Here is a 26,210-nt window from a genome sequence, read left to right on the forward strand (position 1 = left end):
GCGGCTCAGAAGAGCTTGCCCGGATTGAGGATGCCGAGCGGGTCGAAGACGCCCTTCACCGCGCGCTGCATCTCCACGCCGACCGGCCCGATCTCCCGCGCCAGCCACTCCTTCTTGAGCACCCCCACACCGTGCTCGCCGGTGATGGTGCCGCCGAGTTCCAGGCCGAGCGCCATGATCTCGTCGAAGGACTCCCGGGCCCGCCGGGACTCGTCGACGTCCTGGGCGTCGAAGCAGACGGTGGGGTGGGTGTTCCCGTCGCCGGCGTGCGCGCAGACGCCGATGGTGAGGCCGTACTTCGCGGCGATCCGCTCGACGCCCTCCAGCATCGCGCCGAGCCTCGAACGGGGCACGCACACGTCGTCGATCATCGTCGTGCCCTTGACCGCCTCCAGCGCGGTCAGCGAGAGCCGCCGGGCCTGCAGCAGGAGTTCGGACTCGGCGGCGTCCTCGGCGGGGACCACCTGGGTGGCTCCGGCCGCCTCGCACAGCGCGCCGAGGGCGGCGAGATCGGCGGCGGGGTCCGGGGTGTCGAAGGCGGCCAGCAGCAGCGCCTCGGTGGTCTCCGGCAGACCCATGTGGGCGAGGTCGTTGACCGCCTTGACGGTCGTACGGTCCATCAGTTCGAGGAGGGACGGCACGTGCCCGCCCTCCATGATCCGGCAGACGGCGTCGCAGGCGGCCGCCGACGAGGCGAACTCGGCTGCCAGGACGAGCTGCTGGGGCGGCTTCGGCCTCAGCGCCAGCACGGCCCGTACGACGATGCCGAGGGAGCCCTCGGAGCCCACGAAGAGGCGGGTCAGGTCGTAGCCCGCCACGCCCTTGGCGGTACGCCGGCCGGTGGACATCAGGCGGCCGTCGGCGAGGACGACGTCCAGGCCGAGCACGTACTCGGCCGTCACCCCGTACTTCACGCAGCACAGGCCGCCGGACGCCGTGCCGATGTTCCCCCCGATGGTGCACGTCTCCCAGCTGGACGGGTCCGGCGGGTAGTACAGGCCGTACTTGTCCACCTCGCGGGAGAGCGCCGCGTTGACGACGCCCGGTTCGACGACGGCGATCCGGTCGACCGGGCTGACCTCCAGGATGCGGTCCATCCGGGTCAGGGAGAGCACGATGGAGCCGTCGGTGGCGTTGGCGCCGCCGGACAGGCCCGTGCGGGCACCCTGCGGGACGACCGGGACGCGCAGCTCGGTCGCGGTCCGCATGACGTGCTGCACCTGCTCGACGGTGCGCGGCAGCACGACCACCGCCGGGGCGCCGGACGGGCAGAAGCTCGCCATGTCGTTGGCGTAGGAGGCCGTGACGTCGGGATCGGTCAGGACCGCCTCGGGGGGCAGGCCGGCCAGGAGCCGGTCGGTGAGGTTGCTCGTCACTTCGTCGCGGGGCGCTTCGATACGGCTCACGATCACAGCGTGACACTCGGGGGCCATCGGTGTGAACCCCGTCCGTGCCGTCCTTGGGCCACCCGGATGTGCCCGCCGCGCTGCCGCACAGTGAGCGGTATGGAGATCCGACCGTACGGCAGCTCCGCCCCCGGTACGTCCCTGGTGGCCGAGCCGCCCCCGCCGCGCCGCACCCGGCGTCTGCTGCGCCGCCTGCTGGTCACCGTGCTGGCGGGCTCCGCCGCGGCGGGCGGGGCGCTGGTGCTGCTGCCGCCGCGGCCCGCGCACCACCGGGCGGCACCGCCCGCCGCGGGCCCGCGGGCGCAGGCGCCGGCGCTGACGGCCGCCGCGGTCACCTCCGGGGTCCCGGCCGCGCCGCCGGACCTGGCGGCGTTCATCGGGCGGCAGGAGGGCGCGGTGCGGGCCCGGCCCCGGGACGCGCGGGCGTGGGCGGTCCTGGGGGCCGCGTACGTGCAGCAGGGGCGGAACGCCGACGGCGCGGCGGACTTCCCGAAGGCGGACCGGGCGCTGCGGACCTCGCTGGAGGTGGCCGGCACCCGGCCGGCCGAGCGGGCGGCGGCGCTGGGCGGCCTGGCCGCGCTGGCCAACGCGCGGCGGGACTTCCCGGCGGGGAAGCGGTACGGCGAGCAGGCCCTGAAGCTGACCCCGAAGCTCTGGTCGGCGTATCCGCCGCTGATCGACGCCTACACCGGGCTCGGCGACTACAAGGCGGCCCGGGGCGCGCTGGACAAGCTGCTGGGCCTGCGCACCGCGGCTGCCGACCGGCCGGCGGTGATGGCGCGGGCCTCGGCCGTCTACCGGGACCGCGGCTGGCGCGAGGACTCCGTGGCCCAGCTCACCGACGCGGCGGCCGCCGCCCGCACCCCCGCCGAACAGGCCGCGTACCTGACCGGGGTGGGGCAGCTCGCCTGGGAGCGGGGCGACCGGGAGGACGCGCTGCGGCACTTCGAGGCGGCCGTACGGCTGGAGCCGGGACGGCGGGCGGCGCTGTCCGGCAAGGGCCGGGTACTGGCCGCGCTGGGCCGTACCGACGAGGCGGTGGCCGCGTACCGGGCGGCCCTGGCCCGGCAGCCGGACGCGCGGGACGCGCTGGAACTGGGCGAGCTGTACGAGTCGCTGGGCCGGTACGAGGACGCCGAGCAGAGTTACGCCCTGCTGCGCGAGCGGGTCCGGCGTTCGGTGGCGGGCGGGGTCGACGAGGAGCTGCTGATCGGGCAGTTCGAGGCGGACCACGCGGACCCGGAGGACGCGGTGGAGCGGCTGCGGGAGGAGTGGCGGCGCCAGCCGGGGATCGAGGTGGCCGACGCGCTCGGCTGGGCGCTGCACCGGGCCGGCGAGGACACGGAGGCGCTGAAGTACGCCTCGGCCGCGACGGACAAGGCGAAGGGCGGCGGCGTGATCAGTGCCCCCTACGCGTACCACCGGGGCATGATCGAACGCGAGCTGGGGCTGGACGGGCCGGCCCGGCGGCACCTCGGGGAGGCGCTGCGGATCAACCCGTACTTCTCGCCGCTCGGGGCCGAGGCGGCGGGAGAGGCCCTGCGGGGGCTCGGGGAGGTTCCCGACGAGCCCCCGCCGGACGACATGTCCTGAGGGACGCCGTTACAGGTTGCCCCGCTTCTCCTGCTCCCGCTCGATCGCCTCGAACAGGGCCTTGAAGTTGCCCTTGCCGAAGCCCATGGAGCCGTGCCGCTCGATCAGTTCGAAGAACACGGTCGGCTTGTCCTGGACCGGCTTGGTGAAGATCTGCAGCAGGTAGCCGTCCTCGTCGCGGTCGGCGAGGATCTTCAGCTCGCGCAGGGTGTCCACGGGCACCCGGGTGTCGCCGACCCACTCGCCGAGGGTGTCGTAGTACGAGTCCGGGGTGTCGAGGAACTGGACGCCGGCCGCGCGCATCGTCCGTACGGTCTGGACGATGTCGTTGGTGTTCAGCGCGATGTGCTGGACGCCGGCGCCGCCGTAGAACTCCAGGTACTCGTCGATCTGGGACTTCTTCTTGGCGATCGCGGGCTCGTTGATCGGGAACTTCACCTTGAGGGTGCCGTCCGCGACGACCTTCGACATCAGCGCGCTGTACTCGGTGGCGATGTCGTCGCCCACGAACTCCTTCATGTTCGTGAAGCCCATGACCTTGTTGTAGAACTCGACCCACTCGTTCATCCGACCGAGCTCGACGTTGCCGACACAGTGGTCGACGGCCTGGAAGGTGCGCTGGGCGGGCTGCGCGACCATCGGCTCGGCCGCCACGTAACCGGGCAGGTACGGGCCGTCGTAGCCGGTGCGCTCGACCAGGGTGTGGCGGGTCTCGCCGTAGGTGGCGATGGCGGCGAGGACGACGGTGCCGTGCTCGTCCTTCATCTCGTACGGCTCGGTGACCGAGCGGGCGCCGTGCTCGACGGCGTAGGCGTGGGCGGCGCGCGCGTCCGGGACCTCGATGGCCAGGTCGACCACGCCGTCGCCGTGCTCGGCCACGTGCTGGGCGATGAAGTGGCCCCAGGGGGTGCTCGGCTTGATGACCGAGGTGAGGACGAACCGTGCCGAGCCGTTCTCCAGCACGTAACTCGCGGTCTCGCGGCTGCCGTTCTCCGGTCCGGAGTAGGCGACCAGCTTCATGCCGAAGGCGCTGGAGTAGTAGTGCGCGGCCTGCTTGGCGTTGCCCACGGCGAAGACGACCGCGTCCATTCCCTTGACCGGGAAGGGGTCGGCCTGCCGTGCGGTGTCGGGAGTGTGGTCTGTGGTCTGCGTCATAGCGGAAGGGTGGACCGGACCCGCAAGGTGCGCAATAGTTCGCGGAATCACTGGGCAATGTGTTCAGCTCAGTGGCCGCCTCGGCGGGCTTTCTGTACAGGATGACCATCCCCGGGAGGTGCTGTGGCGATCGATCGCCTGGACGGCCGGATCATCGTGCTGCTGGCGCGGGAGCCGCGGATCGGCGTGCTGGAGATGTCCCGGCGGCTGGGGGTCGCCCGGGGGACGGTGCAGGCGCGTCTGGACCGGCTTCAGTCGAATGGAGTCATCCGCGGCTTCGGTCCCCAGGTGGACCCGGCGGCCCTCGGCTACCCCGTCACCGCGTTCGCCACGCTGCAGATCCGGCAGGGTCAAGGGGCCGACGTCCGGGCGCACTTGGCGACCGTGCCGGAGGTGCTGGAGCTGCTGACCACCACCGGCAGCGGGGACATGCTGTGCCGGCTCGTGGCCCGGTCCAACGCCGATCTCCAGCGGGTGATCGACCGGGTCGTCGGTTTTGATGGCATCGTCCGGGCCTCCACGGCGATCGTCATGGAGAACCCCGTTCCGCTGCGGATCATCCCGCTGGTGGAGCAGGCCGCCGACGGCGAGTGAGCCGGGGCGGGCGCGTGCGGCCCGGACGGCCGGGAAGGGTCCGACGAACCGGGGTGAGCGCGCGTGAGCTTCTGGGAGTACCTGGGCAGCCGGCACCAGCAACTGCTCGCGGACGGCTATCAGCACGCCAGCGCGGTCTTCCAGTGCATGGTCGTGGCGACCGTCCTGGGCGTGCTGATCGGGGTCGCCACCTACCACTCCGACTGGGCGGGGAACCTGGCCACCACGACCACGGCGACCTTCCTGACCATCCCCTCGCTCGCGATGATCGGCCTGCTCATCCCGATCGTGGGCCTCGGGGTGGCGCCCACGGTGATCGCGCTGACCCTGTACGGGCTGCTGCCGATCGTGCGGAACTCCATCGTGGGCCTGCGGGGGGTCGATCCGGCGCTGGTGGACGCGGCCCGCGGGATCGGCATGTCGCGGACGGCGCGGCTGCTGCGGGTCGAGCTGCCGCTGGCCTGGCCGCCCATCCTGACCGGCATCCGGGTGGCCACGCAGATGCTGATGGGCATCGCGGCCATCGCCGCCTACGCCTCCGGCCCCGGCCTGGGCAACGAGATCTTCCGCGGGCTGGCCTCGCTGGGCAGCAAGAACGCCCTGAACCAGGTGCTCGCCGGCACGATCGGCATCGTCATCCTCGCCCTGCTGTTCGACGCCGCGTACGTGCTGCTCGGCCGGCTGACCATTCCCAGGGGAATCCGTGGCTGAGACGACCTCCACCCACGGCGCCACGATCGAGCTGGAGAACCTGACCAAGCTCTACCCGGGCAACCCGCAGCCCGCCGTGGACAACGTCACCATGGAGATCCGGGCCGGCGAGACGGTGATCTTCGTCGGGCCGTCGGGCTGCGGCAAGTCCACGACGCTGAAGATGATCAACCGGCTGATCGAGCCGACCGGCGGGCGCATCCGCATCGACGGCGAGGACGTCACCCGCATCGACCCGGTGCGGCTGCGCCGCAAGGTCGGCTACGCCATCCAGTCCTCGGGTCTGTTCCCGCACATGACGGTGGCGCAGAACATCGCCCTGGTGCCGCGGATGGTCGGCTGGCCGAAGGGCCGGGTGCGCGACCGGGTCGAGGAGATGCTGGACCTCGTCGGGCTGGACCCGGGCGAGTTCCACGACCGCTATCCGCGCCAGCTCTCCGGCGGCCAGCAGCAGCGCGTCGGCGTGGCCCGGGCCCTGGCCGCCGATCCCCCGGTGCTGCTGATGGACGAGCCGTTCGGCGCGGTCGACCCGATCACCCGCGACCACCTCCAGGACGAGCTGATCCGGCTCCAGCGCGAGCTGCACAAGACGATCGTCTTCGTCACCCACGACTTCGACGAGGCGATCAAGCTGGGCGACCGGATCGCCGTGCTGCGCGAGCACTCGCACATCGCCCAGTTCGACACCCCGGAGGCCATCCTGACCAACCCGGCCGACGACTTCGTCTCCGGATTCGTCGGCGCGGGCGCGGCCCTGAAGCGGCTCAACCTGACCCGGGTCCGGGACGTGGAGATGCGGGAGTACCCGACGGTGACCGTGGACACCCCGCTGCAGCAGATCTTCGGGTTGCTGCGCGGCGGCGGCACCAACGAGATCCTGCTGCTCGACAAGCGGCGCCGCCCCTACAAGTGGCTGCGGCGCGGCGACCTGATGCGGGCCCGCGGTTCGCTGGCCCGCGCGGGCACGCTGGTGCACGACACGGTGACCCGGGACGCGACCCTGCGGGACGCCCTGGAGGCGGTGCTCACGGACAACGCCGGACGGGTGGCCGTGACCGGGCGGCGCGGGGCCTACATCGGCGTCGTGGACATGGAGACGCTGATGAACTCCGTGCACGAACTGCTGGAGGCCGACCGCCTGGAGGCCATGGAGGCGCAGGCCGAGCTGGAGGAGGCACGAAGCCAGCAGACCCATTTTGAGCAGGAGGGGCACGGAGGGGAGACGAAGGCGTGAGCACCGAGCAGCGGCCCGGGGGCGAGCCGGAGGCCGACGGCCCGCCCTTCCCCGACGAGGACGGGGCGGAGCAGGAGGCCCCGCCGCCCCGGCGGCGCCCGCCCGGGCGCCGGCTGACCTGGCAGCAGCTGACCGTCCTGCCCGCGTTCCTGGTCCTGCTGCTGCTGGCGACCTGGCTGTGGTTCCGCCAGGCGGACCTCGACACGATCTCGCGGAACGCGCTCTCGGGCGGCCAGGTCTCCAAGGCGCTGTGGCAGCACGTGCAGCTGACGGTGATCTCGACGTTCTTCGTGCTGATCATCGCGATCCCGCTGGGCATCCTGCTCACCCGGGGGGCCATGCGGAAGGCGACCCCGCTCGCGATGACGATCGCCAACATGGGCCAGGCGACCCCGGCGATCGGCCTGCTGGCGCTGCTGGTGATCGCGCTGGGGACGGGTACGAGGGCGGCCCTGATCGGCATCATCGTCTACGCCGTGCTGCCGGTGCTGGCCAACACCATCGCCGGTCTGAAGGCCAACGACCCCACGCTGCTGGAGGCGGCCCGCGGCATCGGCATGTCCCCGCTCGGGGTCCTCACCCGGATCGAGCTGCCCCTCGCCGTCCCGCTGATCCTCGCGGGTGTCCGTACGGCGCTGGTCCTCAACGTCGGTACGGCGACGCTGGCGACCTTCGGCGGGGGCGGCGGGCTCGGTGTGCTGATCACCACCGGCATCACCACCCAGCGCATGCCGGTGCTGGTGCTCGGCGCCCTCCTCACCATCGCCCTCGCCCTGCTGGTCGACTGGCTGGCGCTGCTGGCGGAGGTCATGCTCCGGCCGCGCGGTCTGGAGGCGGGAGCATGAGGCGCCGGGTGCCGCTGCTGCTGGCCGCGCTGCTCGTCGTGCCGTCCGGCTGCGGTCTGACCAGCGGGTCCCCGATGGTCGACGACGTCCGGCCGGGGTCCATCGGGGCGGGCGAGCCGCTGAAGGGCGCCCATCTCACCGTCACTTCGAAGGAGTTCACCGAGCAGCTCATCCTCGGCGCGATCATGGGGATCGCCTTCCAGGCCGCCGGCGCGGACGTCCTGGACCGGACCGGCATCCAGGGCTCCATCGGATCGCGGGAGGCGGTCAAGAACGGGGACGCGGACGCGCAGTACGAGTACACGGGCACCGGCTGGATCACCTACCTGGGCAACAGCCGGCCCATCCCCGACCCGCGCAAGCAGTGGGAGGCGGTGCGGGCGGCGGACCTGAGGAACGGGCTGACCTGGCTGGAGCCGTCGAGGCTCGACAACACCTACGCGCTCGCCATGAACCAGGCCAACTTCAAGAAGTACGGCACCCGGACGCTGTCCGAGGTGGCCGAGCTGTCCAAGCGGGACCCGGGGGCCGTCACCCTGTGCGTGGAGAGCGAGTTCGCCAACCGCGCGGACGGGCTGCCCGGCATGGAGAAGGCGTACGGGATGAGCGTGCCGGCGAAGAACGTCACGCAGATGGACACCGGGATCATCTACACCCAGGTGGCGAAGGGGGCGTGCACCTACGGGGAGGTGTTCACCACCGACGGGCGCATCAAGTCGATGAACCTGGCGGTCATGGCGGACGACAAGAAGTTCTTCCCCAACTACAACGCGACGCCGGTGGTCAACAGCCGGGTGCTGGAGAAGTGGCCGGCCATCGCGAAGGTCATCGAACCGGTCAACGCCAGGCTGGACAACTCGGTGGCGCAGACGCTGAACGCACGCGTCGACGTCGACGGTCAGGATCCGCACCAGGTGGCACTGGACTGGATGAAGGCGGAGGGGTTCGTGAAGTAGGGGTTCCGCCGGCCGGGTCACCCCGGACCGGCGTACAAAGAACTCGATGCAAAAGAGGTGTTGCAAAGAGAGCTTTGCATCGCTACCTTTGTACGCATGACGGAGCACGAGGAACGCGCACAACGCCGGCTGGACGCCCGCTCCCTGCGGGGACTGGCACACCCGCTGCGGATGCAGATGCTGGACAACCTGCGCCAACGCGGTCCCGCCACCGCTTCCCAACTGGCCGAGAGACTCGGCGAGTCCAGCGGAGCGACCAGCTACCACCTGCGCCAGCTCGCCGCCCACGGCTTCGTCGAGGACGCCCCCGGACACGGCAAGGGGCGGGAACGCTGGTGGCAGGCGGTGGACCAGGGACTGGTCTTCGACAGCGCCGACTTCGAGGGCGCCGGACCGCAAGTACGCGGGCTGGCCGAGGCGTTCCTGCACGAGATGGCCGGAACCCACGCCCGTGAGCTGTCCACCTGGCTCAGCACCCGCGACCAGTGGTCGGCGGACTGGTCCCGGGGCTCCGACATGAGCGACGCGACGCTACGGCTCACGCCCGGCCTGGCCGCCGAGCTGGTCGAGCGGATGCACGCCCTGGTCGACGAGTACCGGGGCCGGGCGACCGGCACGGACACGCCCGGCTCCGAGCAGGTGCGCATCCACACGCACCTGTTCCCCGTCGAATCCGACTGAGACGAACCGATACGAACCGAGAGGCCCCGCCATGCAGCTCACCATCCGGCTTGCCCAGCACCACGCCACCGACCTGCGCGCGGCCGCCGCCGCGCACCACCTCACCGCCGAGGCCAGGCCCCCGGTCGAACTGCGTGCCCGCGTCGGCTGGACGCTGGTCGAGCTCGGCCTGCGGCTCGCCGCCGCCCCCAGGCCGGTCCCGGCCGCCTGCTAGCAGCTCGGGATCCCGCCCTTGCCCTTCTCCAGGGCCACCAGGGAGTTCACCGCGCCCTGGAGCGTGGTCACCGGGACCAGCCGCAGCCCCTCGGGCAGCTCCGACTTGGCGTCGGAGCACTCCGCCTTCGGCACCAGGAAGACGGTCGCCCCGTCCCGCCGGGCGGCCTGGGTCTTCAGGGCCACCCCGCCCACCGCACCGACCTTGCCGGCCGCGTCGATCGTGCCGGTACCGGCGATGGTGCGCCCGCCCGTCAGATCACCGCCGTGGCCGTCGCCGTCCAGGGTGTCGATGATCCCCAGGGTGAACAGCAGCCCCGCGCTGGGCCCGCCCACATCGGCGAGCTTCAGCCGGACCTTGACCTTGTCGGGGCTCAGGTCCAGGTACTTCAGCGCCGCCTGGGTCGCCGCGTCCTGGGACTGCCGCATCTGCCTGGCGTTGTACTTCTCGATCTCCTTGACGCTGTTCCCGCTCGGGTACACCGCGTCCCGGGGCATCACGGCCCGGTCGGTGCGGAACCAGTTGCCGAGCACGTCCGCGAGCGACACCCGGGTGTCCGGGCCGGTCGCCTCGATGGTCGTCATCCGCAACTGCCCGCCGGTGTCCCGGGCCGGTGCGCCCGAGACGGTGATCACCTGTGCGTTCCGGTTCTTGCCGAGCACGTCCGCCGTCATCCCGGGCTGCGCCACCGAGAACGGCAGCGGCGCGAACACCGCCGTGGCGATCAGGGCCACGACGGGCAAGGCGCAGACGGCGACGGCCTGGCGACGCGTGAGACGTGAGAGCACGCAATCAATCTACGTGACCCCTCGGTGGCGGCCCACCACAGCTCAGCGCAGCGCCTCCGCGACCTCCCGGGCCGCGTCCATCACCCGTGGCCCCACCCGCTCCGGCACGGAGTCCGCCAGCATGACCACGCCCACGCTGCCCTCGACCCCCGTCACCCCGACGAGGGGCGCCGCGGCCCCGCAGGCACCGGCCTCCAGCTCCCCGTGGGTCAGGGTGTATCCGGGGTCGGCCTGCGGCGACAGCCGGGCGGAGAGAATCGCCCGGCCCGCGGCCCCGCGGTCCAGCGGATGCCGGAAACCGGCCCGGTAGGCCACGTGGTAGTCCGTCCAGGTCGGCTCGACCACCGCGACGGCCAGCGCCTCGGTCCCGTCGACCAGGGTCAGATGCGCCGTCGCCCCGATGTCCTCGGCGAGCGACCTCAGCGCGGGCAGCGCCGCCTCCCGCACCAGCGGATGCACCTGCCGGCCGAGCCGCAGCACCCCGAGCCCGACCCTGGCACGCCCGCCCAGATCACGCCGTACGAGCGCGTGCTGCTCCAGCGTGGCCAGCAGGCGGTACACCACGGTCCGGTTGACGCCCAGTTTGTTGGAAAGCTCGGTCACGGTCAGCCCGTGGTCGGTGTCGGCCAGCAGTTTGAGGACACGCAGTCCCCGGTCGAGCGTCTGGGAGGTCTCCGCGGTCACGACGCCCACTCCTTCGGCGGTGAGGTCGGCGGACACCGGAGCGACGGATGCGACACCGAGTCCCGACGGCGACGCGCTTCAGAGGCCGCCGATCGGCAGGACGCCCGGCGGCTCCGGGCCATGTCGCTTCACGGCTGCGCTCCGCGGCGGCGCTGCCACGGGGCGTGTGCGTAGCCGGACAGTAGCGAAGCCGGTTCGCTGAGCGGAAGCCTCCGTCCAGAATCCGGTCACGGCCGGATCCGGACTGCCTGAATTCGTCCGCATACGCACGTACCCCAGGCTTTTACCGCATGCGTGTGGCCCACTCCTGCACCTTGGCGATCCGCTGTCGCAGCTGCCCCGCCGTCGCCTCCGCGCTGGCCGGTCCCCCGCACACCCGGCGCAGCTCGGTGTGGATGACGCCGTGCGGCTTGCCGCTCTGGTGGACGTAGGCGCCGACCAGGGTGTTGAGCCGCTTGCGCAGCTCCATCATCTCCTTGTGGCTGACCACCGGCCGTCGCTCGGCGGGCAGTTCCAGCAGGTCGGCCTCGGTGTCCGGCTTCTTGCGGCTGTGCGCGATCTGCCGGGCCTGCCGCTTCTGCAGCAGCATCTGCACCTGGTCGGGCTCGAGGAGGCCCGGGATGCCCAGGTAGTCCTGCTCCTCCTCGCTGCCCGGGTGGGCCTGCATGCCGAACTCGGCGCCGTCGTAGAGGACCCGGTCGAAGACGGCCTCGGACTCCAGCGCCTCGAAGGAGAACTGCTCCTGCTCGCCCGTGTCCTCGTCCTGCTCCTTGTTCGCCTCCTCCATCTCCTTCTCGGATTCGGCGTACGGGTCCTCCTCGCCCTCCTTCTTCGGCTTGTCGAGGGCGTGGTCCCGCTCCTTCTCCATCTCGTTGGCGAAGGTCAGCAGGTCCGGGACGGTCGGCAGGAACACGGACGCGGTCTCGCCGCGCCGCCGGGACCGCACGAAACGGCCGACGGCCTGCGCGAAGAACAGCGGGGTCGAGATGGTGGTGGCGTACACCCCGACCGCGAGCCGGGGCACGTCGACGCCCTCGGACACCATGCGCACCGCGACCATCCAGCGGTCGTCGCCGCCGCTGAAGTCGTCGATCCGCTTCGAGGCGCCGGCGTCGTCGGACAGCACGAGGGTCGCCTTCGTGCCGGTGATCTCCCGGATGAGCTTGGCGTAGGCGCGGGCGGAGTCCTGGTCGGAGGCGATGACCAGGGCACCGGCGTCCGGGATGCCCTTGCGCACCTCGGTCAGCCGCTGGTCGGCGGCGCGCAGCACGCTGGGCATCCACTCGCCGCGCGGGTCGAGGGCGGTGCGCCAGGCCTGGCTGACCGCGTCCTTGGTCATCGGCTCGCCGAGCCGGGCGGCGATCTCGTCACCGGCCTTCGTGCGCCAGCGCATGTTGCCGCTGTACGAGAGGAAGATGACCGGCCGGACGACGTGGTCGGCGAGGGCGTTGCCGTAGCCGTAGGTGTAGTCGGCGGCGGACCGGCGGATCCCGTCCTGCCCCTCCGCGTACGTGACGAAGGGGATCGGGTTGGTGTCGGACCGGAACGGCGTACCGGTCAGCGCGAGCCGCCGGGTCGCGGGCTCGAACGCCTCCAGGCAGGCCTCGCCCCAGGACTTGGAGTCACCGGCGTGGTGGATCTCGTCGAGGATCACCAGGGTCTTGCGCTGCTCGACGCGGTTGCGGTGCAGCATCGGGCGGACGCCGACGCCCGCGTAGGTGACGGCGACGCCGTCGTAGTCCTTGCCGAGGGGGCCCGCGCTGTACTCGGGGTCGAGCTTGATCCCTATCCGGGCCGCGGCCTCCGCCCACTGCTTCTTCAGGTGCTCGGTCGGCGCGACCACGGTCACCTGCTGCACGACGTGGTGGTGCAGCAGCCAGGAGGCGAGGGTCAGCGCGAAGGTCGTCTTGCCGGCGCCCGGCGTGGCCACCGCGAGGAAGTCACGCGGCTGCTCCTGGATGTACTTCTCCATCGCCCCCTGCTGCCAGGCACGCAGCTTGCTTGCGGTGCCCCAGGGAGCCCGGCCGGGGAAGGCCGGCGAGAGGTGGTGGGAGTGTGCGGCGGAAGCGGCGGTGGTAGTCACGGTCTCCGTGGATCAGGCGGTCGGGCGGCTCGGCTACGTATGACAACCGGGCCACCCTACCGGCGGCCCGGCACACCCGACGCGCGAACGGGGCCGGGTCGCCCCCGGGTGGGACTCACGTCACAGTCGGCGCGCGAAGCCCGGCAACTGAGCCGCGGTCTTGGGCACGTCCAGGGCGCCCTGACAGACGTCCAGCACGAAGCGCTCGGCCTCGTCCACGTCGAAGTCCGCGTCCAGCGGATGCCCGTTCATGTGCAGGAACACCCAGGTCGCGTACCAGGCGATGCGCTTGTTGCCGTCCACGAGGGCGTAATTGCGAGCGAGGGATTCCATGAGTGCTGCGGCCTTCTGCCACACGTCCGGGTAGGCATCCTGCCCGAACACGCTCGATTGGGGTCGCGCCAGCGCCGAGTCCAGAAGTCCGTAGTCGCGCACCTCTTCCGCCCCGAGCCGCTTGGCGAGATTCAGCAACTCCGGGAGCGTGAGGTAGTGCATCAGGCGAGCCTCCGGTTCAGCTCGGCACTGGCCTTCAGCACATGCTCGGCCGCCTCGTTGAACAACCGTGAACGTTCGTTTATGGCCGCGACCACAGCGTCATGCGCGAAGGCCTGCATGCTGCGACCTTCCGCCGCCGCACGCTCCCTGAGCGCGTCGAGCTCTTCGTCTGTAAACCGCAGGTTCAGTCCAGCCATGCCGTCACGGTACTACGCGGTACCAGCCAGTGTCAGTCAGAAGTCCGGAGCCGCCGCGTCACCCACACCCCCACCAGCGCCACCGCCGTCATCGGCAGGAAGACGGCGGCGAAGGCGGCGGGGTGGGACCCGCCGGCCGCCGAGGCGGACGCGGCCGCCGCGCCGCCACCGCCCAGGGCCGCGAAGGCCGCGCCGGTCGCCGCGAGGAGGACGACGTTGGAGAGGGCGTCGGAGATCTGGAGCGCGGCGGAGTTGGCGCCGGCCTCCCGGGGCGCGGAGAGCTGGAGCAGCAGCACGCTGGTGGAGGAGATCACCAGCCCCATGCCGAAGCAGCCGAAGCCCCAGGCGACGGCGACGATCCAGACCGGGACGGAGTGCAGCAGCACGCTCGGCGCGGTGAGGATCGCGGCGGCGACCAGCACCATGCCCGCCGTCATCAGCCGCTCCCGGTACGGCTCCACGCGCGGCCGCGACTGCACCCACGAGCCCAGCGCCCAGGTGACCCCGCCGGCCGCCAGCGAGAAGCCGGCCAGCGTCGGGGACAGCCCCCGCTGGGTGACCAGCATCAGCGGGACGAAGGACTCGGCGGCGATGAAGGACCCGGCGGACACCCCGCGCAGCAGCACGACGGAGGGCAGCCCGCGCGCGGCGCGGTAGGTGCCGCGCGGGAGCAGTCCGAGGACGGCGGGCCCGAGCAGCGCCGCACCGGCGAGACCGGGGACCAGCGAGAGCCAGCGCAGGTCCTGGGCGGCGTACTGCAGGAGTCCCGCGCCGAGGGAGATGGCGAGGGCGAGCCGGATGCGGCGCCGGTCGAAGGAGGCGGCGCCGTCGGTGCCGTCCACGGGGCCCGCCGCCCGGCGGCGTATCTGCGGCAGCGCGAGGGCGAGCGGGAAGACGACCAGCGCGGGGATGCCGAGGAACACCCAGCGCCAGCCGAGGTGCTCGGTCACCGCTCCCGCGGCGAGCGGGCCGACGATGGACGGTACGACCCACCCGGCGGCGAAGGCCGCCATGATCGCGGGCCGCAGCCGCTCCGGGTAGGCGCGCCCGACGACGACGTACAGCGCCACGATGACCAGCCCGCCGCCGAGGCCCTGCACGGCCCGGCCCAGGATGAACACCCACATCGTCCCGGCGGTCCCGGCGACGACGAGCCCGGCGGCGAAGGCGGCGATCCCCGTGGTCAGCGCGCCGAGCGGCCCGCGCCGGTCGGACCACTGGCCGGCGAACACCATCCCGAACAGGCTGGTCGTGAAGTACCCGGAGAACGCGAACGCGTACAGCGCCAGCCCGTCCAGCTCGCGCGCCGCCACGGGCATCGCGGTCCCGACGGCGGTCGCCTCGAAGGCGATGAGCAGCACGACGGACACGATCCCGACACTGAGCGCCCGGTGCTCCCGGCTCAGCACACCACCGCCGTCCGTGTCGACGGCGTCACTCACCACAGCGGTGTCACGGGACTCGAGGGCACTCATGGTCGACAGAGTAAGGTCCACGGCCGGGTTTGACCCCTGTCGGTGGTCCCGCCCGTGCTCCGACCTTGGTCGTAGACCCCCGGCCCGGGCTTCATGAACGGCGTGTGGCAGTCCCGTTGCGGGGCCGCGGTTCTGCTTGAGCGGGCGCCCCGGCCCGCCCTACGTTCTTCTCACAGCACGACACGACCGTGTGCCCGAGTGGTTCAGGGAGTCGCCTGCAAAGCGACTTACGCGGGTTCGATTCCCGCCACGGTCTCCAGCTACAGCACCCCGCCCGCCTCGTCCTGGAACAGCTGCGTCCAGTAGTGCCAGGCGGTGTCCGGCAGGGTGGCCGCGGGGTCGACCGCGGTGAGGGTGCGGATCATGGCCGCGGCCAGGTGGTCGTAGGCCTCGGTGGTCAGCTCGTTCGACAGGTGCTCGTCGATGGTCCGCTCGTGGTGCAGGAGCCAGAGGGTGAAGGCCAGGGTGGACACGTCGGTGTTCAGGGGGTGGAGCGTGGCCTCGGGCTCGCTGAACGTGAGCACCGCGCCCGTTCTGCCGTCGACGACCAGGCTGTGGTCCTCGACGAGGTGGCCGAGCCGGATCAGGTGACCGGCGTGGGCCGGGAGGGCGTCCAGGGGGTAGTCGTCGCAGCGCTCGGTGGTGAAGTACTCGGTGAGCGTCGGCAGCGGGACGTCGGTGTCGGCGTGGAAGACGACCGCCTCCTCCGGCAGGCCCGTCTCGCGCAGGAAGCGGCGGGTCGGCTCGTGCGTGAGCGTGGCGGGGAAGTCGACCTCCTCGAACCGGGCCACCCGGCCGTGGCCGAACTCCTGCTCCAGCAGGCGGGCCGGAACGTCCAGGGTCAGGCCGGACGTGGTGCCCGGCCCCGCGACGAGGGCCAGCGGGCGGATCAGGGCCGCGGCCTTCCAGTACGGCGGGACCCGGCCGTCCGTGCCCTCCGCGAACAGGGCGAGCAGGCGGCGCGACGCCTCGGTCGCCGTCCTCGGGCCGTACGTGCCCGCCAGGGACGCGAAACGGCCGCGCAGGCCCGCCAGTTCCTCCGTGACCGCGGCGAAGCGCAGCAGGGTGGCCAGCGAGGGGGCGAAGGGGCGCGGGGCGGACGGGCCGACGAGGCAGGCCGTGGTCAGCTCGCCGGTGTCGCCGTCCAGCAGGATCGACTCGCGCTCCATGCCGGCCGGGTTCAGCAGTTCGCCGATCACCAGGCGGCCGCGCAGCTCCTCCGCCAGCCGGAAGGGGCCGTCGGTGGCGTCGCCGAGGGTGCGCAGGCCGTGGGCGCGCAGCGGGGAGAAGGTCAACAGGGCGGTGTCCACGGGCAGTCCGGGGCCCGTGAGCAGTCCCCGGGTGGGCGCGTGGGTGATGTGCCGGCCCAGTTCCGCCTCGGTCAGTGTGATCGCCGGGATACCGGCGTCGGTCGTGCTCATCGCTCCCCCGCGATCGTCCCCGTGCGTGCCTGTGTGCGTGCGCCGTCGTGCGCGATGCCCGGGCGGGTGCCCCCGACTGCTCGGCACACTACGCCGCACCACTGACAACGGCCCTCACCAGGAAGGACGCCGGACGGGCCGGATCCGTTGCCCGCCCTGCCCGCGCACGGCCGTCGCCGCGCGCGGGGGCGCGGTCACTGCGAGGTCACCACGGCCGCCTGCGGGCGGATCGGGAGGCGGTTGACGGGGCGGCCGGTGGCCGCGCGGACGGCGGAGGCGATCGCCGCCGGGGACGTGACCACCGGGACCGCGCTGACCGACTTGGCGCCGAAGGGCGCGACCACGTCCCGCTCCTCGACCAGCTTCACGATCCGGATGTCCGGCGCGTCCAGGGCGGTCGGCAGGGCGTACCCGGTCAGGTCGGGGTGGCGGATCAGGCCGCGCGGGGTGCGCAGGTTCTCGGTGAGGGCGATGCCCACGCCCTGCGTGACGCCCGCCTCGATACGGGCCGTGAGCTGGGCGGGGTTGAGGATCCGGCCGACGTCCTGGGCGACCGCCAGCTCCACCACCCGGACCGAGCCGATCTCGATGTCGACGTCCACCACCGCGCGGATCGCGCAGAAGGCGAGGCCCACGAAGGCGTCGCCCTGGCCGGCGGCGTCCAGCGGCTCGGTGGGGTGCGGACGGCACTGGGCGGTGGCCCACAGCTCCTTGCCGTCCATCGCCTCGGTGACGGTGGTCGACAGCACGCCGTCGTAGGAGGTGATCTTGCCGTCCGTGATCTGCAGCAGCTCGGTGGACATGCCGAACTTGTGGGCCAGGGGCTGCAGGAGCTGGGTGCGGACCATCTTCGCCGCCCGCTCCACCGCGCCACCCGACACCCAGGTGTGGCGGCCGCGGCAGCCCGGCCCGGCCGGGGGCTGGTCGGTGTCGACCGGCGCCACGTGCACCTCGTCGATACCGAGCGTGTCCTGGACGATCTGACGGGCGAGGGTGGTGAAGCCCTGACCCGTCTCCACGGCCCCGCAGAGCACGGTGGCCACGCCGTCGTGCACCTTCACCGTCGCCGTCGAGACCTCGTCGGCGCCCTCGGCGCCGAGCATGTGCACCATGCCCAGGCCGTAGCCGACGCCCCGGCGCACCGCGCCCGGCTCGCCCGCGCCCTCGGGGCCGCCGGGCAGCAGCCACTCCTCCTCGGGGGTGTCCACGGGCAGTTCGGGCAGCGGGAAGTCACGGACCGCCTGGAGGAGTTCGGCCACCGGGGCCGGGCAGGTCACGGTCTGGCCGATGGGCAGGACGTCGCCGGTCGCGAGCGCGTTGCGCAGGCGGACCTCGGCCGGGTCCAGGCCCAGTTTCCTGGCCAGCTTGTCCATCTGCGCCTCGTAGGCGGCGCACACCTGCATCGCGCCCTCGCCGCGCACGTGGCCGGAGGGCGGGTTGTTGGTGCGTACGGCCCAGCCCTCGATGAAGGCGTTCGGGACGACGTACGGGCCGCACGCGAAGGAGACGGCGGCGGCGAGGGCCTCGGCGGAGGTGTCCGCGTAGGCGCCCGCGTCGAGCAGGATCTGCGCCTCGACCTTCACCAGCCTGCCGTCGGCGTCCGCGTGGTGGCGGTAGCGCAGCAGGGTGGGGTGACGGTGGGCGTGGCCGAGGAATGACTCCTCGCGGGTGGCCGTGAGCTTCACCGGGCAGCCGGTCTTCAGGGCGAGCAGGCCGAGCGGGAGCTGGAAGCCCTGGTCCTCGCGGTCGGCGGTGGCGCCGGGCACCCCCGTGACGACGATCTTCACCCGCTCCGGGGACAGGCCGTAGCAGGCCGCGGCCGTGTTGCGGTCGGTGTGCGGGTCGGTGGACGCCAGGTACAGCTCCACGCCGCCGTCGGGGCGGGGCACGGCGAGGCCGGCCTCGGCGCCGATGGGGGCCGGGTCCGCGCGGCCGATGCGGTACTGGCCCTCGACGACGATCTCGCCGGCCGCCTCCGGGTCGCCGTGGTGCAGCGGGATGTGCCGGATCAGGTTGCCGTCCGGGTGCAGCGGTTCGGCCTCGAAGGAGTGCTCGGGGTCGGTGACCGGGTCGAGCACCTCGTACTCGACGATGACGGCCGCGGCGGCCATCCGCGCCGTGTCGGGGTGGTCGGCGGCGACGGCGGCGATGGGCTCGCCGTGGTGCCGTACGACCTCGGAGGCGAACACCGGGCGGTCCGGCGTGCCCCGGCCGTGGCGGGGGGTGCCGGGGACGTCCTCGTGGGTGACGACGGCGCGTACGCCGGGCATCTCGCGCGCGTGGGTGGTGTCGATGGAGACGATGCGCGCGTGCGCGTGCGGGGAGCGCAGCACGGCGGCCCAGAGCAGCCCCTCGGCCCACAGGTCGGCCGCGTAGGGGAAGGTGCCCTCGGTCTTGGCGCGGGCGTCGGCGTGCGGCAGCGAGGCGCCGAGGCCGTGCGGCAGCGGCTCGGGGTCGGCGGCGGGCGCCGCCGCGGTGGCGGTCGCGGTGGCGGCTTCGTTGGTCACGCCTGGCCTCCGTCCTGGCCGTACTGCTGGTCGTGCGGTCCCGGTGTGCCGAAGGTGCCGGGGCTGTCGAAGAGCCCCGGTGACTCGAAGGCCGCCGGGTTGACACCGCCGGCGCCCGGGCCCGCCTGGTGCGGGATGCGCGCCTCGTCGGTGTCCGGTCCCTCGTCGGCGCCGGAGTGCGCCTCGCGCTCGGCGACGACCTCCTTGACGGCGTCCAGGACGCCCCGGTAGCCGGAGCAGCGGCAGAGGTTGCCGCACAGGGCCTGGCGGGTCTCCAGCTCGGTCGGCGCGGGATTGCCCTCGAGGAGGTCGTGCAGGGTCATCGCCATGCCGGGCACGCAGAAGCCGCACTGCACGGCGCCGCACCGGGCGAGCGCCCGCTGCACGTCGGAGGGCCGTCCGTCGGCGGCCAGGCCCTCGACGGTGCGCACCTCGCTGCCGGCCGCGGTGACGGCCGGGACCAGGCAGGACGCCACCAGGCGGCCGTCGACCTGGACGTTGCAGGCACCGCACTCGCCCTGCGAGCAGCCGTCCTTGGCCCCGGCGAGACCGAGCCGCTCGCGCAGGACGTACAGCAGGGACTCGCCGATCCAGGCGTCGGTGACGGGCCGGTCGGCGCCGTTGACCCGCAGGACGTAGGAGGCGAGCGGGTGGTCGTCGTGGGGCGGGAGGGCGGCGGGCTCGTCCCCGGGCGCGTCCTCCCGGTCCGCGGTCCGGACGGCCGGGTCTCCGTCGTCCGCCGGGTCCTGGGCCGGCGGCGCGTCCGCGGCCGGTCCGGTGTCCTCGGGCGCGCCGGTCCCGTCCACCGGGTCCGCGGGGCCCGGCGCCGTGGCCGTGTCCGGCGTCTGCGGGGCCTCGGGGGCCGTCTCGTGACCGGCGGGCCCGGCGGGCCGTTCCGGGCCGTCGGCGGGGCCCTCAGGGGCCTGCGCGGCCGGGGCCGGGTCGTGGGGCGGCTCGGGCGCGAACTCGGGGGCGGTGGAGGCTTCGGCGGTGGGGGGCGCGAACTCCGCCGCCGGGAAGGCGTCGGCGGCGCGGGGCGCGGCGTCCGGCTCCGGCTCCCCCCACGGCTGCGCGGGGGCCTCCGTCGCCCAGGGCGCGGGCGCGCCGCCGGGCAGGGTGGCCGGCGGGGTGCCGCCCCACTGCTCGACCAGCGAGGACGTGGTGAACTCGCCGGACTCGTCGGGGAGATCACCGCCGGCGACCGGGATGGACCACTGTCCGGTGACGTCGTGTCCGGGGGCGGGCGGCGCCGCGGGCTCCTCGAAGGTCCACTGCTGGGTCGCCGCGGGCTGGTACGTGAACCGGTCGCCGCTGCCCGGCTCCTGGGGCACGGCGTTCGGCTCGGGCCACCGGCCGCCGCCGTCGGGCGCGGGCCAGGCGTCCGCGGGGCCCTCGGGGGGCGCCGCCGTTATCCGCGGCGGGACGTAGCCGTGTCCGGGGGCGGCCAGCGGGCTGTCGCCGGCGAGCAGAGCCTCGATGCCGCCCTCGGGGAGCTTGACGAAGGCGGTGGCGCCGTCGTCGTAGTCACCCTGGGGCAGCGGGTCCCAGCGGCCGCCGCCCTGCGGGGTGCCCTCTCCGTGCTGGTCGTCGGTCACGACAGCGCCCTCCCCAGTGCTCGTCGGGCCAGCGCGGCGACGGTGCGCCGCAGGTGCAGTACGGCGGGCGGCAGCGGGACCACGGAGCCGTCCGGCTCGGGGGCCGGGTCCGGGATGCACGCGGCGGCGACGTACTCCCCGAAGGCCTGCAGGGCCTCGGGTACGAGGGCGCGGTCGTTGTCCCAGTCGATGAGCTGGGCGACCCACTGCTCGGCGTCCAGGGGGCGCAGCGGCATCGGCGCTATGGCGCCCACGGCGCAGCGCACCCCGCGCCGGGCCGGGTCGAGCACCACGGCCACCGAGGCCAGCGCCCGGCCGGGGCCGGTGCGCCCGGTCGCCTTCAGGAAGACCTGCGGGGCGTGCAGCAGCGGCACGCGCACGTAGCCGATGAGTTCGCCGCCGCGCAGCATCTCCACGCCGGCCAGCAGGTGCGAGACCGGGATCTCCCGGCGGGCCGCGTTCGGGCCCGCGATGATCAGCGTGGCCTCGAGGGCGGCCAGCACCGGCAGCGCGTCGCCGGTGGGGGCGGCCGAGGCGATGTTGCCGCCCAGGGTGCCGGCGTTGCGGATGTGCGGCGGCCCGGCGGCGCGCGCGGCGGCGGCGAGCGCCGGGATCAGGGCCGCGAAGTCGGGGCGGCCCATGCGCGCGTGCGTGAGGCCGGCGCCGAGCAGCGCGTGGCCGTCCTGGTACTGCCAGCCGCGGATCTCGCTGATCCGTCCGAGGCCCACCAGGGCGGCGGGCCTGAGCTGGCCGGAGTTGACGGCGGCCATGAGGTCGGTGCCGCCCGCCACGGGGACGGCGGTGGGCATGGCGGTGAGGGCCGCCACGGCCTCGTCCAGTGTCGTGGGCAGCGTGACGGCCTGCGCCGCCTGCGGTGCGTGCGTGGTCAAACCGGCTGCCCCTTCCCGCTGCCCCACCTGGTCCCACCTGTGTGGCCGTACGGTACGTGCTCACAGGGCGGACGTGGCAACTCTGGCACATCTTCGCAAGGGCCGGACGCGGGGGTCCGCTAGGAGGCATTCGCCCACCTCATCGGCGACATATTCCGTTTTGGCACGGCATCGCCGGTGGGCGCCGATTGCCACTCTTCGGTGGCTCCACGACGTTTTCCGTCATTCGTTCTACGGGCACCTGTTCCGGGGGGGGGCGGCCCAGGTGCCCGGCGGCTCCTAGCGGTTCGGGGGCGTGCCGTCGACCGGGCGGCCGAGGACGCCGGGGCGCCGCTGCCAGGGCCGCGGCCCGGTGGGCGGCCGGTAGCCGACGCCGAGGGCGTCAAGTCGCCGGTAGTGGGCGGCCATCCGGTGTTCGAAGTCCGCGAAGTCCCGCTCCGCCGGGGCGGGCAGCCGGCTCCAGGCGACCTCCGCGAGGGCGGCGAGCCGGGGAAAGGCCTGGTAGTCGACGCGCGCGGCGTCCTCCATCACCTCGGTCCAGACGTTGGCCTGGGTGCCCAGCACGTGCCGGGCCTCGTCGGCGGCGAGTTCGGCCGGCACCGGCTCGAACCGGTAGACGTCCTCCAGGGTGCGCACGAAGCCGATCGGCACGGGTTCGTCGTCCCCGGGCGCCTGCCGGTGGTCCAGGTAGACGTACTGCTCCGGGCACATGACGACGTCGTGCCCGGCCCGGGCGGCCGCGACGCCGCCCCCGTAGCCGCGCCAGGAGGACACCGCCGCGCCCGGCGCGAGTCCGCCCTCCAGGATCTCGTCCCAGCCGATGAGGCGGCGCCCGCGCGCGGCGAGCCAGGAGTCGAAGTGGCCGATGAACCAGGACTGCAGCTCGTCCTCGCCGGCGAGCCCCAGCTCCGCGATCCGGTTCTTCGCGGCCGGCGACCGGCGCCACTGGTCCTTGCGGCATTCGTCGCCGCCGATGTGCACGAACTCGGAGGGGAACAGTTCCAGCACTTCCTCGAACACCCCCTCGTAGAAACGGAGGGTGGTGTCGGTGGGCGCCAATACGTTCTCGGAGATCCCCCAGTTGTCCCAGACGGTGAGGGCGGAGGTGTCCACGACATCGGTGTTGCCGAGTTCCGGATACGCGGCGATGGCGGCCTGCGAGTGGCCGGGTACGTCGATTTCCGGGACGACGGTGATATGCCGCTCGGCGGCGTAGGCGACGATCTCCCGGATGTCGTCCTGGGTGTAGTGACCCCCGTGCGGCTTCTCCTCCCAGAGCGGTGAGGCGCGGTGGCCGAATTTCGTCCGCGCCCGCCAGGAGGCGATCTCGGTGAGCCGCGGATACCGGGCGATCTCGATCCGCCAGCCCTGGTCGTCCGTCAGATGGAGGTGGAAGACGTTGAGTTTGTGCGCGGCCATCAGGTCCAGGTACCGCAGCACGCCTTCCTTGGGCATGAAATGCCGGGCGACGTCCAGCATGAGCCCGCGCCAGCCGAACCGGGGGGCGTCCTCGACGGTGAGCCGGGGCAGGTGCCAATCCCGGCCGGGACGCAGCGGCGCGCGGCGGAACGCGTCGGGTCCGAGCAGTTGACGGAAGGTCTGCGCGCCCCAGAAGACACCGGCCGCGCTGCCGCCCTGGATCCGCACCGGAGAGCCGTCGGCGACGAGACGGTAGCCCTCGGGGGGCAGCCCGGGCTCGATGCTCAGCACGACGCGGTCGTCCCCGCCGTCCGCCTCCGGCAGCGGCAGACCGGTCGCCGCGCCGACGGTGGCCCGCAGCCACCGCGCGACGCCCTCGGTGCCGGGCCGCGCCTCCAGCGCGGTGCCGGCGCCGATGCGGGTGTGCCCGGCGGTGTTCCGCGAACAGCGCGCCGGAGCCGGGATCAGATCCGCCTTGTCAGTCACATCGGTCCTTGAGGAAGGAAAGCGTTCCTACGGGGGAACCGCGCGTGGCGCGGCGCATTCTTCGCCGTGCGCGACTTCGAGGAGGCTATTGCCGACATGAGCATGCCGACAAGAGGTCTGGACCAGTTGACGGCCGAAAAGCACAAAGGCCCCCGGGTCCGCGTCTGCGGCGCGTCCCGGGGGCCCGAGGTTCGTCAGGCGGACGACGGACGGCCGTCTACTTGTCGCCGCCCTTGTCGTCGCCACCGCTGCCCATGGACTCGTAGATCTCCTTGCACATGGGGCACACGGGGTACTTCTTCGGGTCGCGGCCGGGCACCCACACCTTGCCGCACAGCGCCACGACGGGGGTGCCGTCGAGGGCGCTCGCCATGATCTTGTCCTTCTGGACGTAGTGGGCGAAGCGCTCGTGGTCGCCGTCGCCGTGGGACACCTGTGGCGTCGGCTCTACGAGGGTCCCCGTACCAGTCCCGCGCTCGGGCTCGAGAGTGCTCATGTCGCCAAGGGTACTGAAGCGCGGGGGCATCAGTTGAGCGACGGGTCGTCGGGATACGTGGCGACCATCGCCAGCTCGTTGCGCTGGCGGCGCAGCACCTCGCGCCAGAGGGTCTCCGGCTCCGGACAGGACACGTCACCCGGCTCCGACTCCACGACGTACCAGGCGCCCTCCACCAGCTCGTCCTCGAGCTGGCCGGGGCCCCAGCCCGCGTAACCGGCGAAGATCCGCAGCGAGCCGACGGCCGAGGCGAGCAGTTCCGGCGGGGCCTCCAGGTCGACCAGACCGATCGCGCCGTGCACCCGCCGCCAGCCGAGCGGGGCGCTGTCCCCCTTCGTGCCGCCCGGGATGACCGCGACGCCGAGCGCCGAGTCCAGGGAGACCGGACCGCCCTGGAAGACCACTCCGGGCTCACCGGCCAGATCGGCCCAGCCCTCCAGGATGTCGCCCACGCCCACCGGGGTGGGGCGGTTGAGGACGACACCGAGGGAGCCCTCCTCGTCGTGGTCGAGGAGGAGCACGACCGCACGGTCGAAGTTCGGGTCCGCCAGGGCGGGGGTTGCCACGAGCAGCCGCCCTGTGAGCGAGGACACCTCGGTCATGCCAGACATGATCCCGCATCTTCGCCCACTGTGGGGAGCCAATCGGGGTGCGCGAGTGAACGCAGCTCAGGGCGTACGGGGGCGCGCCCGCGCCGGTGACCCCTTGTGCCCGGCGGTGAACGGTTCGTGTTGTGACACAGCCATGACGCGGCTGGGCGGTACTTGGGCTTACAGGACGGGGGTAATAGGCGATTACCCTGTCTCTCCGGCCCCTGCGCAAAGTGATCGGCCGGCCCCTGCCCGACTCATCGGAACGCGAGATTCATGACCGTCAACGACGATGTCCTGCTTGTCCACGGCGGAACCCCGCTGGAGGGCGAGATCCGTGTCCGCGGTGCGAAGAACCTCGTACCGAAGGCCATGGTCGCCGCCCTGCTGGGCAGTGCGCCGAGCCGACTGCGCAACGTTCCGGACATCCGTGACGTGCGTGTCGTGCGCGGCCTGCTGCAGCTGCACGGGGTCACCGTCCGTCCGGGTGAGGAACCCGGCGAGCTGGTGCTCGACCCGACGCACGTGGAGAGCGCCAACGTCGCTGACATCGATGCCCACGCGGGTTCCAGCCGTATCCCGATCCTGTTCTGCGGCCCGCTGCTGCACCGTCTGGGCCACGCGTTCATCCCGGGCCTCGGCGGCTGCGACATCGGCGGCCGGCCCATCGACTTCCACTTCGACGTGCTGCGGCAGTTCGGCGCGACCATCGAGAAGCGGGCCGACGGGCAGTACCTGGAGGCGCCGCAGCGGCTGCGCGGTACGAAGATCCGGCTGCCCTACCCGTCCGTCGGCGCGACCGAGCAGGTGCTGCTGACCGCGGTGCTGGCCGAGGGCGTCACGGAGCTGTCCAACGCGGCCGTCGAGCCGGAGATCGAGGACCTCATCTGCGTACTGCAGAAGATGGGCGCGATCATCGCGATGGACACCGACCGCACGATCCGCATCACCGGTGTGGACAAGCTGGGCGGCTACACCCACCACGCCCTTTCGGACCGCCTGGAGGCCGCCTCCTGGGCGTCGGCGGCGCTGGCGACCAACGGCAACATCTACGTCCGGGGCGCCCAGCAGCGCTCGATGATGACGTTCCTGAACACCTACCGGAAGGTGGGCGGCGCCTTCGAGATCGACGACGAGGGCATCCGCTTCTGGCACCCGGGCGGGCAGCTCAAGTCCATCGCGCTGGAGACGGACGTGCACCCGGGCTTCCAGACCGACTGGCAGCAGCCGCTGGTGGTCGCCCTGACCCAGGCGACGGGCCTGTCCATCATCCACGAGACGGTGTACGAGTCCCGGCTCGGCTTCACCTCGGCGCTGAACCAGATGGGCGCCCACATCCAGCTCTACCGCGAGTGCCTGGGCGGCTCCGACTGCCGCTTCGGCCAGCGCAACTTCCTGCACTCCGCGGTCGTCTCCGGGCCCACCCGGCTCCAGGGCGCCGACCTGATCATCCCCGACCTGCGCGGCGGCTTCTCGTACCTCATCGCGGCCCTGGCCGCCGAGGGCACCTCCCGCGTCCACGGCATCGAACTGATCAACCGCGGCTACGAGAACTTCATGGAGAAGCTCGTGGAACTGGGCGCGAAGGTCGAGCTGCCGGGCAAGGCACTCGGCTAGACGGCGGCCGAAAGCAAAAGGGCGGCCCCCCTCGGTACGAGGGGGGCCGCCCTTTTCGACGACTTCGGCCGAAGCACC

Annotated in this window: 24 protein-coding genes and 1 tRNA gene; 10 read left to right on the top strand and 15 right to left on the bottom strand. The window is 72.7% G+C overall.

Annotated elements, in window-relative coordinates; translation table 11 throughout:
- Positions 1–5 precede the first annotated feature (5 nt).
- Positions 6–1,412 (bottom strand): FAD-binding oxidoreductase, encoded by a 1,407-nt coding sequence (locus tag ACWCPN_RS03665; RefSeq protein ID WP_451202168.1) that lies wholly within the window; start codon positions 1,410–1,412, stop codon positions 6–8.
- A 93-nt stretch (positions 1,413–1,505) separates the two neighbouring features.
- On the opposite strand from ACWCPN_RS03665, the gene ACWCPN_RS03670 reads away from it, so the two are divergent.
- On the top strand, positions 1,506–2,999 hold the full coding sequence (locus tag ACWCPN_RS03670) for a tetratricopeptide repeat protein (protein WP_451202170.1): 1,494 nt from the start codon (positions 1,506–1,508) through the stop codon (positions 2,997–2,999).
- Positions 3,000–3,008: 9 nt separating this feature from the next.
- Here the strand turns inward: ACWCPN_RS03670 and hppD are convergent, their stop codons facing one another.
- Positions 3,009–4,154 carry a 4-hydroxyphenylpyruvate dioxygenase gene (gene hppD / locus ACWCPN_RS03675; RefSeq protein ID WP_451202172.1) on the bottom strand — a complete coding sequence of 382 codons (1,146 nt, stop codon included), beginning with the start codon at positions 4,152–4,154 and terminating at the stop codon, positions 3,009–3,011.
- 123 nt (positions 4,155–4,277) lie between these two features.
- On the opposite strand from hppD, the gene ACWCPN_RS03680 reads away from it, so the two are divergent.
- From ACWCPN_RS03680 to ACWCPN_RS03710, 7 genes are all read left to right on the top strand, one after another.
- Positions 4,278–4,748 (top strand): Lrp/AsnC family transcriptional regulator, encoded by a 471-nt coding sequence (locus ACWCPN_RS03680; RefSeq protein ID WP_199210734.1) that lies wholly within the window; start codon positions 4,278–4,280, stop codon positions 4,746–4,748.
- Between the two features lie 63 nt (positions 4,749–4,811).
- Positions 4,812–5,459: an ABC transporter permease gene (locus ACWCPN_RS03685; protein ID WP_199210735.1), complete on the top strand. Its 648-nt coding sequence runs from the start codon at positions 4,812–4,814 to the stop codon at positions 5,457–5,459.
- On the top strand, positions 5,452–6,693 hold the full coding sequence (locus ACWCPN_RS03690; RefSeq protein ID WP_451202175.1) for a betaine/proline/choline family ABC transporter ATP-binding protein: 1,242 nt from the start codon (positions 5,452–5,454) through the stop codon (positions 6,691–6,693). The genes ACWCPN_RS03685 and ACWCPN_RS03690 overlap by 8 nt, the downstream gene beginning before the upstream one ends.
- Positions 6,690–7,538, top strand: coding sequence for an ABC transporter permease (locus ACWCPN_RS03695; RefSeq protein ID WP_392291800.1), 849 nt, complete (start codon positions 6,690–6,692; stop codon positions 7,536–7,538). Before ACWCPN_RS03690 ends, ACWCPN_RS03695 begins: the two co-directional genes overlap by 4 nt.
- Positions 7,535–8,494, top strand: a complete 960-nt coding sequence (locus tag ACWCPN_RS03700; RefSeq protein WP_199210738.1) for a glycine betaine ABC transporter substrate-binding protein — start codon at positions 7,535–7,537, stop codon at positions 8,492–8,494. The genes ACWCPN_RS03695 and ACWCPN_RS03700 overlap by 4 nt, the downstream gene beginning before the upstream one ends.
- 96 nt (positions 8,495–8,590) lie before the next feature.
- The gene (locus tag ACWCPN_RS03705; RefSeq protein ID WP_451202178.1) at positions 8,591–9,175 is read left to right on the top strand and encodes an ArsR/SmtB family transcription factor; all 585 of its coding nucleotides are present in this window, start codon (positions 8,591–8,593) and stop codon (positions 9,173–9,175) included.
- Positions 9,176–9,206: 31 nt separating this feature from the next.
- Positions 9,207–9,389, top strand: coding sequence for a hypothetical protein (locus ACWCPN_RS03710; RefSeq protein WP_451202180.1), 183 nt, complete (start codon positions 9,207–9,209; stop codon positions 9,387–9,389).
- Here ACWCPN_RS03710 and ACWCPN_RS03715 read toward each other — a convergent pair.
- The 6 genes from ACWCPN_RS03715 to ACWCPN_RS03740 all read right to left on the bottom strand — a co-directional run bounded on the left by ACWCPN_RS03715 (position 9,386) and on the right by ACWCPN_RS03740 (position 15,111).
- Complete coding sequence (locus ACWCPN_RS03715) at positions 9,386–10,177, bottom strand: S16 family serine protease (protein ID WP_451202182.1); 792 nt, start codon at positions 10,175–10,177, stop codon at positions 9,386–9,388. The genes ACWCPN_RS03710 and ACWCPN_RS03715 overlap by 4 nt on opposite strands.
- A gap of 42 nt (positions 10,178–10,219) precedes the next feature.
- The gene (locus tag ACWCPN_RS03720; protein WP_365126867.1) at positions 10,220–10,861 is read right to left on the bottom strand and encodes an IclR family transcriptional regulator; all 642 of its coding nucleotides are present in this window, start codon (positions 10,859–10,861) and stop codon (positions 10,220–10,222) included.
- Between the two features lie 283 nt (positions 10,862–11,144).
- On the bottom strand, positions 11,145–12,944 hold the full coding sequence (locus ACWCPN_RS03725; RefSeq protein WP_451202184.1) for a DEAD/DEAH box helicase: 1,800 nt from the start codon (positions 12,942–12,944) through the stop codon (positions 11,145–11,147).
- A gap of 120 nt (positions 12,945–13,064) precedes the next feature.
- Positions 13,065–13,439 (bottom strand): type II toxin-antitoxin system death-on-curing family toxin, encoded by a 375-nt coding sequence (locus ACWCPN_RS03730; protein WP_451202186.1) that lies wholly within the window; start codon positions 13,437–13,439, stop codon positions 13,065–13,067.
- On the bottom strand, positions 13,439–13,636 hold the full coding sequence (locus tag ACWCPN_RS03735; RefSeq protein ID WP_451202188.1) for a hypothetical protein: 198 nt from the start codon (positions 13,634–13,636) through the stop codon (positions 13,439–13,441). Before ACWCPN_RS03735 ends, ACWCPN_RS03730 begins: the two co-directional genes overlap by 1 nt.
- Before the next feature lie 32 nt (positions 13,637–13,668).
- A complete protein-coding gene (locus tag ACWCPN_RS03740; RefSeq protein ID WP_451202190.1) occupies positions 13,669–15,111 on the bottom strand; it encodes an MFS transporter in 1,443 nt (480 codons plus the stop codon).
- Positions 15,112–15,295: 184 nt separating this feature from the next.
- Here ACWCPN_RS03740 and ACWCPN_RS03745 point away from each other — a divergent pair.
- Positions 15,296–15,370: transfer RNA gene (locus tag ACWCPN_RS03745), tRNA-Cys, on the top strand.
- 1 nt (position 15,371) lies between these two features.
- On the opposite strand, the gene ACWCPN_RS03750 is transcribed toward ACWCPN_RS03745, so the two are convergent.
- The 7 genes from ACWCPN_RS03750 to ACWCPN_RS03780 form a co-directional block, all read right to left on the bottom strand.
- The gene (locus ACWCPN_RS03750; RefSeq protein WP_392401521.1) at positions 15,372–16,532 is read right to left on the bottom strand and encodes an SUKH-4 family immunity protein; all 1,161 of its coding nucleotides are present in this window, start codon (positions 16,530–16,532) and stop codon (positions 15,372–15,374) included.
- 194 nt (positions 16,533–16,726) lie between these two features.
- On the bottom strand, positions 16,727–19,039 hold the full coding sequence (locus ACWCPN_RS03755) for a xanthine dehydrogenase family protein molybdopterin-binding subunit (RefSeq protein ID WP_451202192.1): 2,313 nt from the start codon (positions 19,037–19,039) through the stop codon (positions 16,727–16,729).
- Positions 19,036–20,634: a 2Fe-2S iron-sulfur cluster-binding protein gene (locus tag ACWCPN_RS03760; protein WP_451202194.1), complete on the bottom strand. Its 1,599-nt coding sequence runs from the start codon at positions 20,632–20,634 to the stop codon at positions 19,036–19,038. Before ACWCPN_RS03760 ends, ACWCPN_RS03755 begins: the two co-directional genes overlap by 4 nt.
- Positions 20,631–21,524, bottom strand: coding sequence for an FAD binding domain-containing protein (locus tag ACWCPN_RS03765; protein ID WP_451202195.1), 894 nt, complete (start codon positions 21,522–21,524; stop codon positions 20,631–20,633). Before ACWCPN_RS03765 ends, ACWCPN_RS03760 begins: the two co-directional genes overlap by 4 nt.
- A 279-nt stretch (positions 21,525–21,803) precedes the next feature.
- A complete protein-coding gene (locus tag ACWCPN_RS03770; RefSeq protein ID WP_451202197.1) occupies positions 21,804–23,429 on the bottom strand; it encodes a beta-N-acetylhexosaminidase in 1,626 nt (541 codons plus the stop codon).
- Positions 23,430–23,646: 217 nt separating this feature from the next.
- Positions 23,647–23,925, bottom strand: coding sequence for a DUF3039 domain-containing protein (locus tag ACWCPN_RS03775; protein WP_143638399.1), 279 nt, complete (start codon positions 23,923–23,925; stop codon positions 23,647–23,649).
- A gap of 29 nt (positions 23,926–23,954) precedes the next feature.
- On the bottom strand, positions 23,955–24,527 hold the full coding sequence (locus ACWCPN_RS03780) for a YqgE/AlgH family protein (RefSeq protein WP_451202199.1): 573 nt from the start codon (positions 24,525–24,527) through the stop codon (positions 23,955–23,957).
- Positions 24,528–24,791: 264 nt separating this feature from the next.
- Between ACWCPN_RS03780 and murA the strand changes: the two genes are divergently transcribed.
- Positions 24,792–26,132 carry a UDP-N-acetylglucosamine 1-carboxyvinyltransferase gene (murA, locus tag ACWCPN_RS03785; protein WP_451202201.1) on the top strand — a complete coding sequence of 447 codons (1,341 nt, stop codon included), beginning with the start codon at positions 24,792–24,794 and terminating at the stop codon, positions 26,130–26,132.
- Positions 26,133–26,210: the final 78 nt, after the last annotated feature.

The sequence above is a fragment of the Streptomyces sp. NPDC002386 genome, from assembly GCF_053593175.1.

Coding starts and splice junctions, on each gene's coding strand:
- ACWCPN_RS03670 (WP_451202170.1), top strand. CDS start 1,506: ATGGAGATCCGACCGTACGGCAGCTCCGCCCCCGGTACGTCCCTGGTG.
- hppD (WP_451202172.1), bottom strand. CDS start 4,154: ATGACGCAGACCACAGACCACACTCCCGACACCGCACGGCAGGCCGAC.
- ACWCPN_RS03700 (WP_199210738.1), top strand. CDS start 7,535: ATGAGGCGCCGGGTGCCGCTGCTGCTGGCCGCGCTGCTCGTCGTGCCG.
- ACWCPN_RS03705 (WP_451202178.1), top strand. CDS start 8,591: ATGACGGAGCACGAGGAACGCGCACAACGCCGGCTGGACGCCCGCTCC.
- ACWCPN_RS03710 (WP_451202180.1), top strand. CDS start 9,207: ATGCAGCTCACCATCCGGCTTGCCCAGCACCACGCCACCGACCTGCGC.
- ACWCPN_RS03730 (WP_451202186.1), bottom strand. CDS start 13,439: ATGCACTACCTCACGCTCCCGGAGTTGCTGAATCTCGCCAAGCGGCTC.
- ACWCPN_RS03735 (WP_451202188.1), bottom strand. CDS start 13,636: ATGGCTGGACTGAACCTGCGGTTTACAGACGAAGAGCTCGACGCGCTC.
- ACWCPN_RS03740 (WP_451202190.1), bottom strand. CDS start 15,111: ATGAGTGCCCTCGAGTCCCGTGACACCGCTGTGGTGAGTGACGCCGTC.
- ACWCPN_RS03750 (WP_392401521.1), bottom strand. CDS start 16,532: ATGAGCACGACCGACGCCGGTATCCCGGCGATCACACTGACCGAGGCG.
- ACWCPN_RS03775 (WP_143638399.1), bottom strand. CDS start 23,925: ATGAGCACTCTCGAGCCCGAGCGCGGGACTGGTACGGGGACCCTCGTA.
- ACWCPN_RS03780 (WP_451202199.1), bottom strand. CDS start 24,527: ATGACCGAGGTGTCCTCGCTCACAGGGCGGCTGCTCGTGGCAACCCCC.
- murA (WP_451202201.1), top strand. CDS start 24,792: ATGACCGTCAACGACGATGTCCTGCTTGTCCACGGCGGAACCCCGCTG.